Here is a 16,537-nt window from a genome sequence, read left to right on the forward strand (position 1 = left end):
ATAAATTTATAGGAGGATAATAGTAAATACATTTCTAGTTTAAAGATATTTTAGTGAATGTATCATCAAATACCATGAGCAGCTTAGAAGGTAATTATTAACTAAAAACAAAGGAGCTGATTTTATGCCTTATAAAATAAAAGAAGTAGCTGATATGGTTGGAGTAAGCATACGTACTCTTCATCATTATGATCAAATTGGTATACTAAAGCCGGATTCTGTAACAGCGGCGGGATACAGACTTTACACTGATGTTGACCTTGAAAGATTACAGCAAGTACTGTTTTTTAAGGAACTGGATTTCAATTTGGAAGAAATAAAAGAAATTTTAGATAATCCAGACTTTGATAGGAAACATGCACTAAGGGCCCACAGAGAACTACTGATAGAAAAAAAGAAGAGACTAAGTAAGATAATAAAATCTGTTGATAAAACTATAGATTCCATAGAGGGAGGAACAAATATGAATAATAAGGAAATGTTTGAAGGCTTTGATATTACTGAAATAGAAATAGCTAAAGAAAAATATGCAGAGGAGGCAAAGCAAAAATATGGTAACACTGAGGCCTACAAGGAAAGCGCTAAAAAAACCTCAAAGTACACAAAAGCAGATTGGGCTAAAATCAATATAACAAATGAAAAAATCTACGGTGAAATTGTAGCTAATATGCATAAGGGAATAACGGATCCAGAAGTTCAAAATGCAGTAGCTGAGCTAAGACAGGAAATTACAAGTAATTTCTATAATTGTACTATAGAAATATTTAGGGGGCTTGGAGATTTATATGTTAATGATGAACGCTTTACAGCTAATATTGATAAGCATAAAGAGGGTTTAGCTAAGTTCTTAAGTGAGGCAATTAAGTATTATTGTGATGGTGCCACCCAGGTGGCAAGTGGCAAGTAAGAAGGAGCCAGTTAATAATTTTTTTGAATTATTAACTGGCCCCTTGAAAATTCTATTATTGTATATTTTATAAATACTACAAAAAACAACAAAATAACAAATAAAATTGTAACATTTATATTAAAATGGTACTATTAAACTGTAAATCTTTAAATTATATAAAGGATTTCATTATTATATTTAAAATTTTGTTACGGGGATAAATAAATATGAGGATTATAAAGACTAACAAATTAAAAAGAATGATTGCAATATCTATAATTATTGCAATAACTTCACAAATAAATATGAATTTGCTTATATCTGATTTTAGAGTTTCTGTGGCAATAGTATTATTTCCTGTGTTTTTATATTTTTTTGATGAACTAGATACTATAAAAACAGGTGTTATGTGTGCTGTTTCTGTTTATCTTTTAAGAGTAGGTATCTATTTTATTGAAAATGGTAGTTTTATTGAAATTTTATTAGCTTACTTTCCAGAAATATTTTTTTATGCTTTTTATAGTATATTTTTTAAAATTTTCAATAAAATAATAACCACAATTGATTTAAAAAGATTATTAATAACATTGATATTAAGTGATTACCTAGGAAATTTTGTAGAAATAATAATAAGAAACTTTGAGAATTTTACTATGCTAAAATTAAATGTAGTTACTACATTATTTTATGTTGCAGTTATACGTTCTATTATAAGTTTAATAATATTAAATAGTCTAAAGTTTTATAAGCTACTTCTTCAAAAAGAGGAACATGAAGAAAGGTATAAAAAACTTCTACTATTAACTTCTGATTTAAAAACAGAAATGTATTGGATGAAAAAAAACATGAGTGGCATAGAAAAAGTTATGAGTAACGCTTATGAATTATTTGAAAAAATATCCACAGACGAAGAGTCAGACACCTGGGCTCAGCGGTCTTTAAATATAGCTAAAGATGTTCACGAAATAAAGAAAGAATACGGACTTGTTGTAAGAGGTATTGAAGAAATAACAGAAGATAAAACTAAGGACAAAGGTATGTATTTTAAAGATATTATTAATATATTAGAAGATAGCATGAAAAATGAAGTGAAATTTAGAGAACTTAATGTAGCTTTAGTTTTTAAGGTAAATAAAAATTTTTATACAACTAAACATTATTATCTTATGTCTATTTTTAGAAATTTAATTATGAATTCGCTAGATGCACTAAGCACTACAATTGACAATATTCGTATTTCCTTTGAAGAAAAGTCAACAGATGAAAAGTTTGTTTTTGTAATAAGTGATACAGGCTCTGGAATAAAAGAATGTGATTTAATGTACATATTTTCTCCAGGATTCTCAACTAAAATCAACTATAGTACAGGTGAAATAAATCGTGGTCTTGGATTAAGTATTGTTAAAAATATTGTTGAAGAAGATTTAAAAGGTACTATTAAAGTAAACTCTACAGAAAATGTTGGAACTACTTTTTACATAACTATTAATAAATCAGAACTGGAGGACTCATAATGAATATATTTATAATCGAAGATGATATTAATATTGTCAAGATTTTAGAAAAGATAATATGTGATAGAGATTTGGGTACAGTTATAGGTTATTCTCTTGAAGGTTGAGAAGGTTTAAAAGAGATTCAGTGTCTGAATCCAGATATAGTTTTAGTGGATCTTTTCATCCCTGGCGTTGATGGATTATCCATAGTTAAGAAGGTAAAACCTACGCGTCCTGAAATGCAATTTATAATGATTTCTCAGGTATCAGCTAAAAATATGATTGAAAAAGCTTATAAAAATGGAATAGAATTTTATATACAAAAACCAATAAATGCAGTTGAGATTGAAACTATTATAAAAAAAGTATCTGAAAATTTAGAAACCAACCGAACTTTAAATAAAATTCAAAAACTTTTTAATAAAGATACCAGCATCATTTTAGATAGTAATTGTTTAAAATCAGAAGATGAATTACAAACAATAAAAAATATAATGCTTAGAATAGGAATAATAGGTGAAGTGGGCAGTAAAGACTTAATCCATATTACTGTATTTTTAATTAAAAATAATCAATATATGGACAACTATACATTAAAAGAATTATGTATTAAATTTACTGATAATCCTAAATCCATGGAACAAAGAATTAGAAGAACAATTTCTACAGGTATGAGCAATATTGCGAGTTTAGGAATAGAGGATTATATGAACGATGTTTTTGTAGAATACTCAACCGGACTTTTTAATTTTGAACAAGTAAAAAAAGAAATGGACTATATTAGAAAAAAGAGCTCTGATAGAGGTAAAGTAACCATAAAAAAATTTATTGATGGACTTATTTCCTACTGTGAAAAATAATTATTAAAATTTTCCAATTTACATTTTGAAGTCTTATGAAAGCGTTTGAAGGCTTTCGAAACTTCGCAAGTATAATGGTCCTATGAATAAATATACTTGTTTTAAAATGCAAAGGAGGAAAATATGTTTGTATTAATTAAAGGTATGGGATTATTACTTTTCACATTATTTTTGTTTTCACTTTTTAGTTTAAAAATGCCTAAAGGCCAAAAAGCTATGTCAGGCCTTGCAAATGCCGCTGTAGCAACGTTTTTAGTGGAGGCAATACATAAATATATAAGCGGGAATTTATTACACATTAAATTTTTAGGTGAAGTAGGTGCTTCTTCTGGAAATATGGGTGGAGTTGCTGCTGTAATACTAGTTGGTTTAAATATGGGGTTAAATCCTGTATATGCAGTAACAGCTGGTGCTGCGGTATTGGGATATGGTATTCTTCCAGGATTTGTAGCTGGATATATAATTTCATTTATTGGACCAATCTTAGAGAAAAAACTTCCAAAAGGATTAGATATAATAATTGGTGCTCTTTTAATTGCACCACTTGCAAGAGGGATCGCTTTAGGGGTAGATCCCATAGTAAATTCAACTTTAATTAGTATTGGAAGTATGATAACTGTGGCTTCGGAACAATCGCCTTACATGATGGGCTTTTTACTGGGAGGAATTATGAAAATGGTATGCACCTCCCCTTTAAGCGCCATGGCACTAACTGCAATGCTTGGATTACAAGGTCTTGCAATGGGGATATCATCTATCGCCTGTGTTGGTGGGGCTTTTTCAGATGGTATAGTATTCAAAAGACTTAAACTTGGTGATAAAAGTAACATAATAGGTGTGATGCTTGAACCATTAACGCAAGCACCTATAGTAACTTCAAATGCACTTCCTATATTCTGTTCAAACTTTATAGGTGGCGGACTAGCTGGTTTAAGTGCTGCTTATTTTAAAATAATAAATAATGCGCCAGGTACAGCAGCACCTATTCCTGGATTGTTAGCACCATTTGGGTTCAATGAACCCAAAACAGTTATTTTTGCTGTGTTATTTGCTATATGTGGTGGAATAATTGGTGGACTTCTTGGGTCTACTGTAACTCTCTGTATTAGAAAGAAAAAAAATAAAACAGTTGAAGTATAAGCTGATGGCCATGTGGCAAGTAAGTAAGTAAGTAAGTAAGTAAGTAAGTAAGTAAGTAAGTAAGTAAGTAAGTAAGTAAGTAAGTAAGTAAGTAAGTAAAAGATAGGGACAGTTAATAATTTATAAAAATTATTAACTGTCCCTATCTTTCGTTTTTTTACATTTTCACTAAATCCTTTATTTTTATCGCTATACTGATTTCCTACTGTAAAAAATTTTTTTATTGTATTTTGAAGTCTCGTGAAGTTTTTTGAAACTTTGCAATTATAATAATTGCATGACAAATCACAATATTGAAAATTCAGCATACTGAAAATTTATTGCAGTTATTTTAAAATACAAAGGAGGAATATATGTTTATATTAATTAAAGGTATTGGATTATTACTTTTCACTTTATTCTTGTTTTCACTTTTTAGTTTAAAAATGCCTAAGGGTCAAAAGGCTATGTCCGGTCTTGCAAATGCAGCTGTAGCAACATTTTTGGTTGAAGCAATACATAAATACATAAGCGGGAATTTATTACACATTAAATTTTTGGGCGAAGTAGGTGCTTCTTCTGGAAATATGGGTGGTGTCGCTGCTGTAATACTAGTTGGCTTAAATATGGGATTAAATCCTGTATATGCAGTAACAGCTGGTGCTGCGGTATTGGGATATGGTATTCTTCCAGGATTTGTAGCTGGATATCTAATTTCATTTATTGGACCAATTTTAGAGAAAAAACTTCCAAAAGGATTAGATATAATAGTTGGTGCTCTTTTGATTGCACCGCTTGCAAGAGGGATTGCTTTTGTGGTAGATCCAATGGTAAATTCAACTTTAATTAGCATTGGAAGTATGATAACTGTGGCGGCTGTACAGTCTCCTTATGTAATGGGTTTCTTATTAGGCGGAATTATGAAAATGATATGTACATCTCCTTTAAGTTCTATGGCACTAACAGCAATGCTTGGATTACAAGGGCTTGCAATGGGTATAGCATCTATAGCCTGTGTTGGTGGCTCTTTTACAAACGGAATAATATTCAAAAGACTTAAACTTGGTGATAAAAGCAACGTAATAGCTGTGATGCTTGAACCATTAACACAAGCTGATATAGTAACTGCAAACGCACTTCCTATATATTGCTCAAACTTCATTGGTGGTGGACTAGCTGGTTTAAGTGCTGCTTATTTTAAAATAATAAATAATGCTCCAGGTACAGCTTCACCTATTCCTGGATTATTAGCACCATTTGGGTTCAATGAACCTAAAGCTGTTATTTTTTCTATATTATTTGCTATATGTGGTGGAATCGCTGCTGGACTTGTCAGTTCTACTATAATTCTATTTCTTAGAAAGAAAAGAAATAGAAAAGTGGAAGAAGCAATTGCAGCATAAGGTGCCATCCACGTGGCAAGTGGCAAGTTGAATAAATAAAGAATAAAATTCCACTGCTATCAAAGGATGCAGTGGGATTTTTATAATAAACAAGCAGATAGTACTATAAAAACTTACTTCCATAGTAACAGCACCCAATGGCTCCGTTAAATTGAGGTTGCTCAATAGATACTATATCTTCATAATCTTGTTTTAAAAATTTTTTTATTGCAGAATTATTTGCAACACCACCAGTTAAAATTAATTTTTTACCTTTAAATTTACTTAAAAGAGGTTTAAGTCTCTTGTATAGCGAATAGTTAACACTAGAACACAAGCACTCCATACTTACGCCCTCAGCTATCTTGCCAATTAACTCTGATTCGGAAAATACAGCACAAGTTGAATTAAGTTCCACAGGATTTTCATAATACACACTCATGTCCTGAAGTGATATTTCAAGTATGTTTGACATATTTTCTAAATATCTACCACAGGATGCAGCACATTTTTCGTTAAGCTCTAGGTCTGTAATGAGGCCTTTTTCCACTTTTACAACTTTAACATCTTGGCCACCTACATCTAGAAGTATAAAATCCTTTAATCCAGTTTGATAAAAGCCTCCATACACATGTGCTTTTAGCTCATTAATTGGTGTGAATAGCAATAAATCCGTGTTGTTTTTACCATAGCCTGTAGATACCGCATTATCAATTTGACCAATATTAAGTTTTTCTAAATTAACAATAATCTTACCATCAAAATCACAGTAATTTTTGTAAAAGTTCATGGTACTTACTTTCACCTTCTGTATTATTTTATTATCTTCCATTAAAACAATTTTAACCTCGCGACTTCCAAGGTCTATACCTAACACTCGCATTTTACAGCCTCCTTTAAATCTAATAGCATATCAAGAAAAGCTTCTAACCTAAGTTTTGTCCTTGCATCTAAGACATTTAACTTGTCACCTTCGATATTTAATATGGGAATATCCAATTTTTCTTTTAATACAATATGTTCTACGGCTCTATAGCAAAAGGCTTGAGTGTAATGAATTATACCATCTAATTTTCTTTCATGGATTTGCTTTTGCAATTCTTTGATTCTAAATTTTGTATCATAAGGATAAGTGTAGTCGTAATATTGCTGAAATATATCTAAAGCACTTTCTGCTCTTGGAAAAGCAAATTCTCTTTGAACCTCATTGTACACAAAATTAGCATCAAACTTTTCTACAAATTCATATATATCTGCAGTCATAGGAGGAACCCCTATATATCCAAGTCGCAGTTTTTTAAATACTTGTTTTCTGTTTTTCATATCACAAATAACTTTTTTAAGGTCAGCTTCAAATACATCTATATCTCCATTAAAATCGCTTGTGCACACTTGGTATAGGTGATTTTCAAAGCCCGTAGCTTTATTATGAATATAGGTCAATTCATCAATTTCTTTAGTGAGGCATCTAATTTCATTTAGTCTTTTTCTAACCACTTCAACTTCTTTAATTGTTACATTAAAGGTGTTCATAAATTCATTTATTTCACGTTTTACATCCTCTGGCTTGTGACTATGGGGGAATGAAAAGGGATAAACCTTAATTCCTTTTAACTCAAGTACGTCGATAAGGGCTTTTGTATTAGAACAATCACCCTCCACAACTCCAATTATTTCTGTAATGTGGTTTTCTAAGCACGCCCCATAAATTCCCTTTGTCCAAGTGCAGAGGCTTTTAGGAAATCCATCTCTTTCTGCAATATCTATATATTTCAAATAGTCCTTAGAGGTTATAAAAATATTATTTAAATCTATAGGGGTATAACCTGCTGCAATAAGAACCTCTACTGGTACGGTAGTTGTTAAGCCTATTTTTTTCATTACGAATCCTCCTAGTTGGTCTAACTTATAGTTGATAATTAAGGGTGGACAGCCAGTGTAATCTATTTTTTTATGCAAAATTAAGCAAATAAAAAAGGGCGCAAACCGCCCTAAAACAAAAAACTACCTAAAACGGTAGTTACGTCCTAGTTTTGTTTATAGACAGGATGGTTTAGAACTGTCTTATTTAAGTTTTATAATTATAAAGTTTACTATATGCTACTCAGTATGTCAAATGTATAAAAGGTGCCAACCACGTGGCAAGTGGCAAGTTCGAAGAATTGAATATGAATAGTTAATAACTTTCAACTTATTAATTTGTTGTATTTATGGTATAATATTGTAACAAAACTAAGGGGGCGGTTAAAACGAATTCAATAAATAAAATTACAGAAATCGCTAAAAAAATTCAAGAAGCTGATATTCAGTATAGTAAACTTTCATGGACTCAATACACTTCAGGATACGATTTTGGCGCAGATGAAGCATATAAAAAAATAGTGGATATAATGCAGGATAAAGAAAACTTTGAATTAATTTGTGAGTATCGTAATAAAGATTTAGATGCAGTAGATAAAAGAAGAGTAGATATTATGTATGCAGCTTTTGAGCCCTATCATTTATCAAAGGAGCTTAATGAGTTAAGTTTTGAAATTGAGACCAAGACCAATGAACTTTCAAAAATATTAAATACTCATAGAAATATCCTAGATGGACAAGAAATATCAGCAGTGGAGATAGCACAAATCTTAGCAAGTGAGGAAGATGGCAATAGAAGAAAACAGGCTTTTCTTGCACGTAGTCAAGTAAACAAGCCATTAGTTGATGGTGGATTTATTGATCTTATCAATTTGCGTAAGGAATATGCAAAGCTTTCAGGGTTTAATAATTTTGTTGAACTTCAGCTACATAAACAGGAGCTTGACTCCTCAATATTTAACAATTGGACAAAACAGCTTCAGGAAATTCTTCCTAAAATGGAAGATAAAAGAACTGAATATGCAAAGAAATATATAAATGCTGATAAAATTATGCCTTGGGATGAAGCTTATGTAAATTCTAAGATTGCTCCATTATTAAATTCAACGGTGGATATGTCCGAATATTATAAAAATATTCATGAATTCTTTAAGATGTTTGGTATTGATATTTCTAAATATAATATTACTTACGATATTTTTGCTAGAGCAAATAAGTCGGAATGGGGATATAATTTTCCAATAGAAACTGCAAAGGATTCTAGAATTATAGCTAATGTGAAAAATCAATATCATGAATACAATGTTCTGCTACACGAGACGGGACATGCAGTCCATTCTTTCCTATTAAATCCTGAAGAATTAATATTAAATAATGGAGTAAGCGGCATAATTTCCGAAGGTATTGCTAATCTTTTTGGAGGATTCATTTATGAAAAAATATTCTCTCAAAAGTTCTTCAAGGATGGAGAGGCTGCAGCAAAGGAATTTAATAGTATAAGGGAGTTTAAAAAGTTAAATTCCTTAAGGGCAATTAACAATATTTTCTTTGACCAAGAGTTATATAGAAGTAATGTTAGTTGTCTTGATGATATTTATAATATTTACTGGAAAACTCAAAAACAAGTTCTGAATGAAGAACCTTTTGGTGAAGAAGCACCTTGGGGATTTAGAATACATCATACTACTCATCCAATTTACTTGCAAAACTATTTTATGGGAGATGTAACCTGTGAGATGCTTTCAAAGGTATTTAATAAGAAATATGGTACAGAAAGTATAATAGACAAACCATTACAATTTGGTGAATTTCTTATTGATGAAGTTATTAAGCCTTCTGGATTATATAAGTATGGTGATTTGTTTAAAAAAATTAGTGGAGAGGATTTCTCTCTTAAATATATTCTTGATTAATATATGAAAAGTGAGAGATAGTAGGCACCGTATTTATTTTTAGAATATGGGTAGATAATAGAAGAATTAGGGACCGTTAATAATTTTTCAAAAATTATTAACGGTCCCTAATTCTTTTTTTATTATTTATTGCTATTTGACATTTTAACTAGATCTTTTATTTTTAATCGCTTGCCGTAATGAAGTACAGCAGAGGAATATATTTTTATGGATATCCAAGCTATAAACACAATTGTTATTGCCAAGGAGAATAGGGAGGCTACAATTTGCCAAGCAGGAACTTCTGTAGCTAATATTCTAGAAGGCATGGAAAAGGGTGCGGAAAATGGAATGATAGATGATACCATTGATAGACTTCCATTTGGAACTAAAATTGAAAAATATCCCATATAGAAAGCCACCATAGATATCATACTTATAGGCATAAGAGATGAGTTAACATCTTCCGCCTTACTAACAGTAGCCCCAGCAACAGCATTCATCATAGCATACAGGGAATAACCTAATATAAAGTATACTACTATCATTACAAGACTAAAGGGTGTGAAGCTAGAAAAATTAAGTGCTTGACCCGCTATTGTAAAATTTTCGGGAAAAGTTAATTTATAAGTTAATGCACCGGTAAATACAACCATAAATAACTGAAGTAAACCAAGGATCCCCATAGCTGCACTTTTTCCGAGAATTATTATTGATGGTTTTGTTGAGGTTACAAGTAGTTCCATCACTCTTGAAGTTTTTTCCGAAGCAACTGACATAGCTACCCCATAACCATAAAAATAAATTGCAAAGAATAGCAACATACTTATAACAATACTTGAAATAGAGCTATTCATTTTTCCTTTTCCTAGTTCGTTAACATTAAAGGAAACATCACTTTGTACTATTTGTGATATGTTATCAGATACATTAGAAGTCCGTAATAAGTCGCTTACAAAAATGCTTTTTATTACGCGACTTATGCCTTCGGCTTCAAGGCCACTGCCAGATTGTTTAACTGAATAATCAAAAATAGGCACATCATTTTTCGTATCTAAAATTAATAGAGCATTATTTTTTTCTTCTTTAACTTTATTCTTAAGAGTATCAATATTACCAGCAGGTTCGGATTTAAATTCGTATTCTGAAAAAACTGTGCCAAGTTTATTTAAATCTCCCTTTAGAATACCCTTGGAATCAACTACAAACACAATTCCTTTCTTAGTTTTGTCAATATTTGCCCCTTGCTCTGTTTTATTTTTTCCATTACTGTCAAAGCTTTTTATTATAGCGGGCATGCTAATTATTAAAATAGTTAAAATAAGTGTGATTATAGTTGAAATAATAAATGATTTTTTTCTGGAGTTTTCCTTAAAGGTATAGCCTAATACGGTAAGAAATTCTTTCATTATTATTCACCAACCTTTTCAATAAATATCTCATGTAGAGAGGGTTCACGAATTTCAAATTTATCAAGTCTTATTTTTGATTGCATCATTTTTTCAAGAAGACTATATGCCTGTTCATCGGATTTAATTTTAAACTCATACCCTGTAGCGTTTTTTGATATAAGATTTATGCCTTGGTCTTTTATTAGAGCATCTATTTCCTCTTGACAGTTCACTGTAAGATTTGTTCTTCCATAACCAGCCTTTATTTCTTTCAGGTTTCCCTTAAGAATAGTTTGTCCATCTTTTAATATTACAAGGTCTTGACAATATTCTTCAATGGATTGCATTTGATGACTGGACATTATAATGAATTTATCCTTTTCAACCAATTCATAAATTACACTTTTGAACAAATCAGCATTAACTGGATCAAGACCACTTAGAGGTTCGTCTAGAATAATCAATTCAGGATCGTGTAGAAGTGCTGTTATCAATTGGATTTTTTGTTGATTACCTTTAGATAATTGCTCTGCAGTAGAGTTTAAATATTCAGATACCTTAAGTCTATCAACCCAATAGTTTATTGATTTTTTCACTGACTTTCCATTCATGCCTCTAAGTTTACCAAAGTATGAAAGTTGATCTACTATCTTAGCCTTAGGATATAAGCCTCTTTCCTCTGGCAGATATCCAAATTTTACGGTTTCCCTTGTAACGGGTTTTCCATTCCAATGAATGTTTCCACTATCCTTTCCAAGAATCCCTAAAATCATTCTTATTGTAGTGGTTTTTCCTGCTCCATTTGTGCCAAGTAAACCAAATACACCTGGCTTTTCAATTTTAAAAGAAATTTGGTCTACAGCAGTTTTTTTACCAAATTTTTTTACTAGATCTGATACATCTAATGCCACATTATTACCCCCCTTGTATTCCTTATAAGTACATAACTGTTATTAAAAGTTATGCACCCTTAATATCATTACATCCATATTATAGCATAAAATTGTCACTCAATTGGAAACTTAAGTAGTTTTTTTAAAAAAATTGCACTATGCGAATATGTTATATCATGGATAAAATTACAAAACATTAAGTTAAATAAAATTAATAGTAACTATGAAGCATGGAATTTATATTCATAAGTAAGCGTATATATATTGATGTATTTTTATAAATAGAATACATATAATAAAGTATTGTTAATAGAATGTAAAGTTTACTTAAACATTGCAAAAAAAAACATTTTTCGTTGCTTTACAGCAGAAAACAGTGTAAAATAACCAAGGAATAGACTTTATTTTAATGGAATGTTTAAGAAAATTTAAAAATATGTAATAAAAATTGAAAAGTGTATAAAAGAGGTGTTAATTTGTTATTTAATTCTATTGATTTTTTGGTGTTTTTCCCCATCGTTACAATTCTATATTTTTTCATACCGCACAAGTTTAGATGGGTATGGCTACTAATAACTAGTTATTATTTTTATATGTGTTGGAATCCCCAATATGCAATACTAATTGGAATATCCACTATAATTACATACCTTAGTGGGTTACTAATACAAAAAATAAATACAACTAAAAATGCACAAAAGGCTATTAGATTAAAAAAACTTATTGTTTTTGCAAGTTTTGCTAGTAATTTAGGAATTTTGTTCACATTTAAATATTTAAATTTCTTTATTTCAAGTTTAACTGCGGTGCTATTAAAATTTCATATTTTACTAACAATACCAACCTTTGATTTTTTATTACCAGCTGGTATTTCTTTTTATACATTTCAGGCTTTAAGTTATACAATGGATGTTTATAGAGGAGATATTAAAGCAGTAAAGAGCTTAGGAAAATATGCTTTGTTTGTATCTTTTTTTCCGCAATTAGTAGCGGGACCTATAGAAAAATCTAAGGATTTATTATATCAATTTAATGAAAAACATTATTTTGATTATAATAGAGTCAAAAATGGTTTGCTATTAATGCTGTGGGGCTTTGTTCAAAAGGTTTTAATTGCAGATAGGTTAGCGCTATTAGTTAATACAGTATATGATAATCCAAAGAATTATAGAGGTTTTGAGATTATAATTGCTACTGTTTTTTTTGCTTTTCAAATATATTGTGACTTTTCATCCTATTCAGATATAGCAAGGGGCTCTGCAGAAGTTATGGGCTTTAGACTATCCAAAAATTTTGAAAGTCCTTACTTTTCGAAATCTATAAAAGAGTTTTGGAGACGTTGGCATATAACTTTAAGTGGATGGTTTAAGGACTATTTGTATTTTCCCTTAGGTGGAAATAGATGTAGTAAGTTAAGAAATTATTTTAATATCATGGTTGTATTTATAGCTAGTGGATTGTGGCATGGTGCTGCAATAAATTTTGTTATTTGGGGAGGATTGCATGGTATATATCAAGTAATAGGAGACTTGTTTAAGCCAGTAAAAGAAAAATTAGTAAGTATATTTAAAATTAAAACCGATGTTTTGGGATATAAAGTTTTTCAAGCATTAACTACATTTATACTTGTTGATTTTGCGTGGATATTTTTTAGAGCAGGTTCATTTAGCCATGCAAAAATAATAATTAAAAATATGATGACTTTTAACCCTTGGGTATTTACTGATGGTTCTATATTTAAGCTAGGCTTAGATTATAAAGATTTTTTAGTATCAGTAATTGGCATATTTATTATTTTAGCTATAAATGCTATACAGTCATGTAAAAACTTACGGCTAGAATTAGCAAATCAAAACCTAATATTTAGATGGAGTTTGTATATAGTTACTATAATATCAATATTGGTATTTGGAATGTATGGTCCCACATTTGATGTTCAAAAGTTTATATATTTTCAATTTTAATTAGGGATTTTAGGTTTCAATTTAAAAGGTTATGTTTGTACTATAGGAGGCGCTCCATTGATTAAAAAAAGTATTTTTAAAGCAAGTATTTTTACGATTATATTAATATTTATTATATCATGTTTAAATTCTTTGTTCATAATAAAAACAAGTTATTTTGGCAGCTTTCATCAAGGGTTATATGCAGATATGGGGGAAAAATATGATGTTGTATTATTAGGTTCTAGTCATATGCTTGGGGGTATTAGTCCGAATCTATTATGGAAGGATTATGGAATAACTAGTTTTGATTATGCAACAGCTGGGCAACCTTTTGATGTTACATATTATCTATTAAAAGAAATATTAAAAAAACAAGAAAATCCTATTGTTGTTGTAGATTTGTATTATTTGGGTTTAACTGATGAATATGGGCACGGTCCCTACATTAGTAACGTGCTTGATAACATGAAATTGTCTAAAAATAAAATTGAAGCAATTTTAGCCTGCACCCCAGAAAAGGAAAGAGCAAATTATATATTTCCATTTACCAAGTATTTGGGTAGATGGAAAGTATTAACTAAAACCGATTATAAATATGATAAGTTAAGTAATTACTTTGAAAAAGGTTTTTATGTTGGACAGAATAAGTATGGTAAAGATAATAAAGCTGATGTTTTTATCCAAGGGGTAGAAGAACTTCCGCCTAAATCAAAAGAGTATTTAGATAAAATGATTAATCTATCTAAAGAGCAGGGATTCAAACTTGTATTTATTAATGCTCCACATGATTATACAAGTACATCAAGCAATCCAAAGTGGCATAAAGCTCCAGGAAAAATGTTTAATAAGGTAGAAGAAATATGTAAAGATAATAATATTGAGTTCATTAATTATAATAAGAAGTATAAAGAAATGGGGTTTGATTTTAAGTATGATATGTATAACATTGGTCATCTAAACCTTGCGGGCTCTAATAGAGTTACAAAAAATTTAGGTGAATTTTTGAAGAAAAAGTATGAACTAAAAGATCATAGGAATGATAAGAGCTATGAACAATGGAATGTGGATTATCTGCTATATTTGAAAAATCATCCAATTGCCAAGTAGCTACCTGGTGAATTTATTCTATATTTTAAGTTTTATAATTTAAAAATAGAAAAAAACAATGCTTAAAATAAGAGAGGCCCTATCTTTAAAAAGATGGGGTTTTTAATTTTATCCAAAAATTTCACCATTTGTTCTGAATTCTATCATACTTTTATCACAATTGCCCTCTATACTAAATATATAAAGCAATTTAAAAAAATTATGAGGAGTGTGTGTATTATGAAAAATATTAAAAAAATGGTTTTATCCCTTGCAGTAGTAAGTGTATTAAGTACCAGCGTTGTTTTTGGAGTTGTAGCTACCCAGACACCAGCAGATATAGCATCTGGTTTAACAGGAAAGACAGTAGAAGAAGTTACAAAGGAAAGAGCTTCTGGAAAAACCTATGGAACAATTGCTAGTGAAGCAGGAAAGTTAGATGAGTTTAAAACAGAGTCTCTTAAACAGAAAAAAGCAGTACTAGATCAAAGAGTAAAAGATGGTAAATTAACTCAGGCAGCTGCAGATGAAATTTATAATTCTATTGTGACAAGTCAAGCAAATTGTGATGGAACAGGTAATGCATCAATGGGTAAGATGAAAGGTGCAGGGGTTGGACAAGGAAAGGGGCAAGGAATGGGTAAAGGTTCAGGACAAGGAAATGGTGCTGGATGTGGTGCTGACCTAACACAGGGAAACACAAAATAGAGGAGTGACTTTAATTTAAGCAAACTAAGAACTGCCACAGAGATAGTCTCAGTGGCAGTTCTTAGTTTGTCCTATAATCTAATTTAGTATTTGCACTTTTATGTATTTAACACCCCAATTAGAAACTTCTTTATTTGTATTGAAAAATACATCTATAAAATTTCCTTTTATTCCAGAACCTGTATCAGCTGCGATAGCATAGCCGTAACCTTCAACATATAATTTTGTTCCCATGGGAATGATTCGAGGATCTACAGCTATGGTGCTGTAACCATTTGGATTTCGCACAGCTTTTTTCCCAGAAGAGGTATAAGTACTGTTTATTCCATCAGCCGCGGAATAAGCAGTAGCCTTTACAGTAATGATTTTTCCAGAGTTGCTTGAAGAGCCTCCCCTTGAGAAGGTTATGGCTTTCAAAGTACCTTGAACTATAATTTTACTCTGTGGTGCTTTAATTACCGTTTCTTTGATAACTTTTCTAGCCACTTCTTTTCCATTTTCATAAGTAACATTTGAAGTAACACTTTTTTCGCCTTGTTTTCCTACTTGTGAAACCTTGCTTTGAGATTTTAGTGTATTAGTATCATTTTTAATAACTGTTTTAAAATCAATAGGTTTTGTTTGCTTTATTGTTACTGTTTTAACCCTTGTTATTATAACTTTCATACCACTTGATAACTCGGTTTCTATTGAAGGTGAAACCTTATCCGTAGCACTTAAAGTTATTTTTTGTGCTTTAAGCATTAGGGAAATATTTTTTTCAGTAGATTTTATATTAAGCTCTTTATTATCTACAAAGACTTTAAGATCTACAGTTATAGCATCATTGCTTTTGATTTTTGCATTTGAAGCTTTATCAATGTTTTCTTTTACGTCTACATTTATAGTAGCACTAGCTAAAGTTTTCTGGTAAGTCACTGGTTCAATTTGTTTACCAGCTACAGCTACCGTACTATCTTCTTTTATGAAGCATATGAAAATAGTTAGGGCTGAAATTATTGTCACAAGCATAAAA

General features: G+C 30.5%; 14 protein-coding genes. 9 read left to right on the plus strand and 5 right to left on the minus strand.

All coding sequences use genetic code 11. The features are described 5' to 3' along the window. Nucleotides 1-124 precede the first annotated feature (124 nt). From ACREV6_RS11630 to ACREV6_RS11650, 5 genes are all read left to right on the plus strand, one after another. Nucleotides 125-907 carry a MerR family transcriptional regulator gene (locus ACREV6_RS11630; RefSeq protein ID WP_431578175.1) on the plus strand — a complete coding sequence of 261 codons (783 nt, stop codon included), beginning with the start codon at nt 125-127 and terminating at the stop codon, nt 905-907. A 209-nt stretch (nt 908-1,116) separates the two neighbouring features. Continuing rightward, complete coding sequence (locus ACREV6_RS11635; protein ID WP_431578176.1) at nt 1,117-2,403, plus strand: ATP-binding protein; 1,287 nt, start codon at nt 1,117-1,119, stop codon at nt 2,401-2,403. A 122-nt stretch (nt 2,404-2,525) separates the two neighbouring features. After that, a complete protein-coding gene (locus ACREV6_RS11640; RefSeq protein WP_431578264.1) occupies nt 2,526-3,245 on the plus strand; it encodes a response regulator in 720 nt (239 codons plus the stop codon). Between the two features lie 123 nt (nt 3,246-3,368). Beyond that, nucleotides 3,369-4,385 carry a PTS sugar transporter subunit IIC gene (locus ACREV6_RS11645; RefSeq protein WP_431578177.1) on the plus strand — a complete coding sequence of 339 codons (1,017 nt, stop codon included), beginning with the start codon at nt 3,369-3,371 and terminating at the stop codon, nt 4,383-4,385. A gap of 353 nt (nt 4,386-4,738) precedes the next feature. After that, the gene (locus tag ACREV6_RS11650; protein ID WP_431578178.1) at nt 4,739-5,767 is read left to right on the plus strand and encodes a PTS sugar transporter subunit IIC; all 1,029 of its coding nucleotides are present in this window, start codon (nt 4,739-4,741) and stop codon (nt 5,765-5,767) included. 103 nt (nt 5,768-5,870) lie between these two features. Here the strand turns inward: ACREV6_RS11650 and ACREV6_RS11655 are convergent, their stop codons facing one another. Together ACREV6_RS11655 and ACREV6_RS11660 are read right to left on the minus strand one after the other, a co-directional pair. Next, nucleotides 5,871-6,629 (minus strand): acyl-CoA dehydratase activase, encoded by a 759-nt coding sequence (locus ACREV6_RS11655; protein ID WP_431578179.1) that lies wholly within the window; start codon nt 6,627-6,629, stop codon nt 5,871-5,873. After that, nucleotides 6,617-7,627 carry a 2-hydroxyacyl-CoA dehydratase family protein gene (locus tag ACREV6_RS11660; RefSeq protein ID WP_431578180.1) on the minus strand — a complete coding sequence of 337 codons (1,011 nt, stop codon included), beginning with the start codon at nt 7,625-7,627 and terminating at the stop codon, nt 6,617-6,619. The genes ACREV6_RS11655 and ACREV6_RS11660 overlap by 13 nt, the downstream gene beginning before the upstream one ends. A 509-nt stretch (nt 7,628-8,136) precedes the next feature. On the opposite strand from ACREV6_RS11660, the gene ACREV6_RS11665 reads away from it, so the two are divergent. After that, the gene (locus ACREV6_RS11665) at nt 8,137-9,519 is read left to right on the plus strand and encodes a M3 family metallopeptidase (RefSeq protein WP_431578265.1); all 1,383 of its coding nucleotides are present in this window, start codon (nt 8,137-8,139) and stop codon (nt 9,517-9,519) included. A gap of 122 nt (nt 9,520-9,641) precedes the next feature. Here ACREV6_RS11665 and ACREV6_RS11670 read toward each other — a convergent pair whose 3' ends face one another. Next, nucleotides 9,642-10,907 (minus strand): ABC transporter permease, encoded by a 1,266-nt coding sequence (locus ACREV6_RS11670; RefSeq protein ID WP_431578181.1) that lies wholly within the window; start codon nt 10,905-10,907, stop codon nt 9,642-9,644. A gap of 2 nt (nt 10,908-10,909) precedes the next feature. Continuing rightward, nucleotides 10,910-11,800 carry an ABC transporter ATP-binding protein gene (locus tag ACREV6_RS11675; protein ID WP_431578182.1) on the minus strand — a complete coding sequence of 297 codons (891 nt, stop codon included), beginning with the start codon at nt 11,798-11,800 and terminating at the stop codon, nt 10,910-10,912. A 458-nt stretch (nt 11,801-12,258) separates the two neighbouring features. Here ACREV6_RS11675 and ACREV6_RS11680 point away from each other — a divergent pair, with 458 nt between their 5' ends. The 3 genes from ACREV6_RS11680 (at nt 12,259) to ACREV6_RS11690 (ending at nt 15,522) form a co-directional block, all read left to right on the plus strand. Further along, nucleotides 12,259-13,746 (plus strand): MBOAT family O-acyltransferase, encoded by a 1,488-nt coding sequence (locus tag ACREV6_RS11680; protein ID WP_431578183.1) that lies wholly within the window; start codon nt 12,259-12,261, stop codon nt 13,744-13,746. A gap of 57 nt (nt 13,747-13,803) precedes the next feature. Next, a complete protein-coding gene (locus ACREV6_RS11685) occupies nt 13,804-14,835 on the plus strand; it encodes a hypothetical protein (protein ID WP_431578184.1) in 1,032 nt (343 codons plus the stop codon). A gap of 219 nt (nt 14,836-15,054) precedes the next feature. Then, complete coding sequence (locus tag ACREV6_RS11690) at nt 15,055-15,522, plus strand: hypothetical protein (protein ID WP_431578185.1); 468 nt, start codon at nt 15,055-15,057, stop codon at nt 15,520-15,522. Nucleotides 15,523-15,600: 78 nt separating this feature from the next. On the opposite strand, the gene ACREV6_RS11695 is transcribed toward ACREV6_RS11690, so the two are convergent. Further along, nucleotides 15,601-16,533: a resuscitation-promoting factor gene (locus ACREV6_RS11695; protein WP_431578186.1), complete on the minus strand. Its 933-nt coding sequence runs from the start codon at nt 16,531-16,533 to the stop codon at nt 15,601-15,603. Nucleotides 16,534-16,537: the final 4 nt, after the last annotated feature.

This window comes from Clostridium sp., assembly GCF_050717515.1.
Classification (GTDB): Bacteria; Bacillota; Clostridia; order Clostridiales; family Clostridiaceae; genus Clostridium_AD.

Excerpts from the sequence above, each read along its gene's own strand:
- ACREV6_RS11650 (WP_431578178.1), top strand. The coding sequence starts at position 4,739 with ATGTTTATATTAATTAAAGGTATTGGATTATTACTTTTCACTTTATTC.
- ACREV6_RS11655 (WP_431578179.1), bottom strand. The coding sequence starts at position 6,629 with ATGCGAGTGTTAGGTATAGACCTTGGAAGTCGCGAGGTTAAAATTGTT.
- ACREV6_RS11670 (WP_431578181.1), bottom strand. The coding sequence starts at position 10,907 with ATGAAAGAATTTCTTACCGTATTAGGCTATACCTTTAAGGAAAACTCC.
- ACREV6_RS11690 (WP_431578185.1), top strand. The coding sequence starts at position 15,055 with ATGAAAAATATTAAAAAAATGGTTTTATCCCTTGCAGTAGTAAGTGTA.
- ACREV6_RS11695 (WP_431578186.1), bottom strand. The coding sequence starts at position 16,533 with ATGCTTGTGACAATAATTTCAGCCCTAACTATTTTCATATGCTTCATA.
- ACREV6_RS11630 (WP_431578175.1), top strand. The coding sequence starts at position 125 with ATGCCTTATAAAATAAAAGAAGTAGCTGATATGGTTGGAGTAAGCATA.
- ACREV6_RS11665 (WP_431578265.1), top strand. The coding sequence starts at position 8,137 with ATGCAGGATAAAGAAAACTTTGAATTAATTTGTGAGTATCGTAATAAA.
- ACREV6_RS11635 (WP_431578176.1), top strand. The coding sequence starts at position 1,117 with ATGAGGATTATAAAGACTAACAAATTAAAAAGAATGATTGCAATATCT.
- ACREV6_RS11645 (WP_431578177.1), top strand. The coding sequence starts at position 3,369 with ATGTTTGTATTAATTAAAGGTATGGGATTATTACTTTTCACATTATTT.
- ACREV6_RS11660 (WP_431578180.1), bottom strand. The coding sequence starts at position 7,627 with ATGAAAAAAATAGGCTTAACAACTACCGTACCAGTAGAGGTTCTTATT.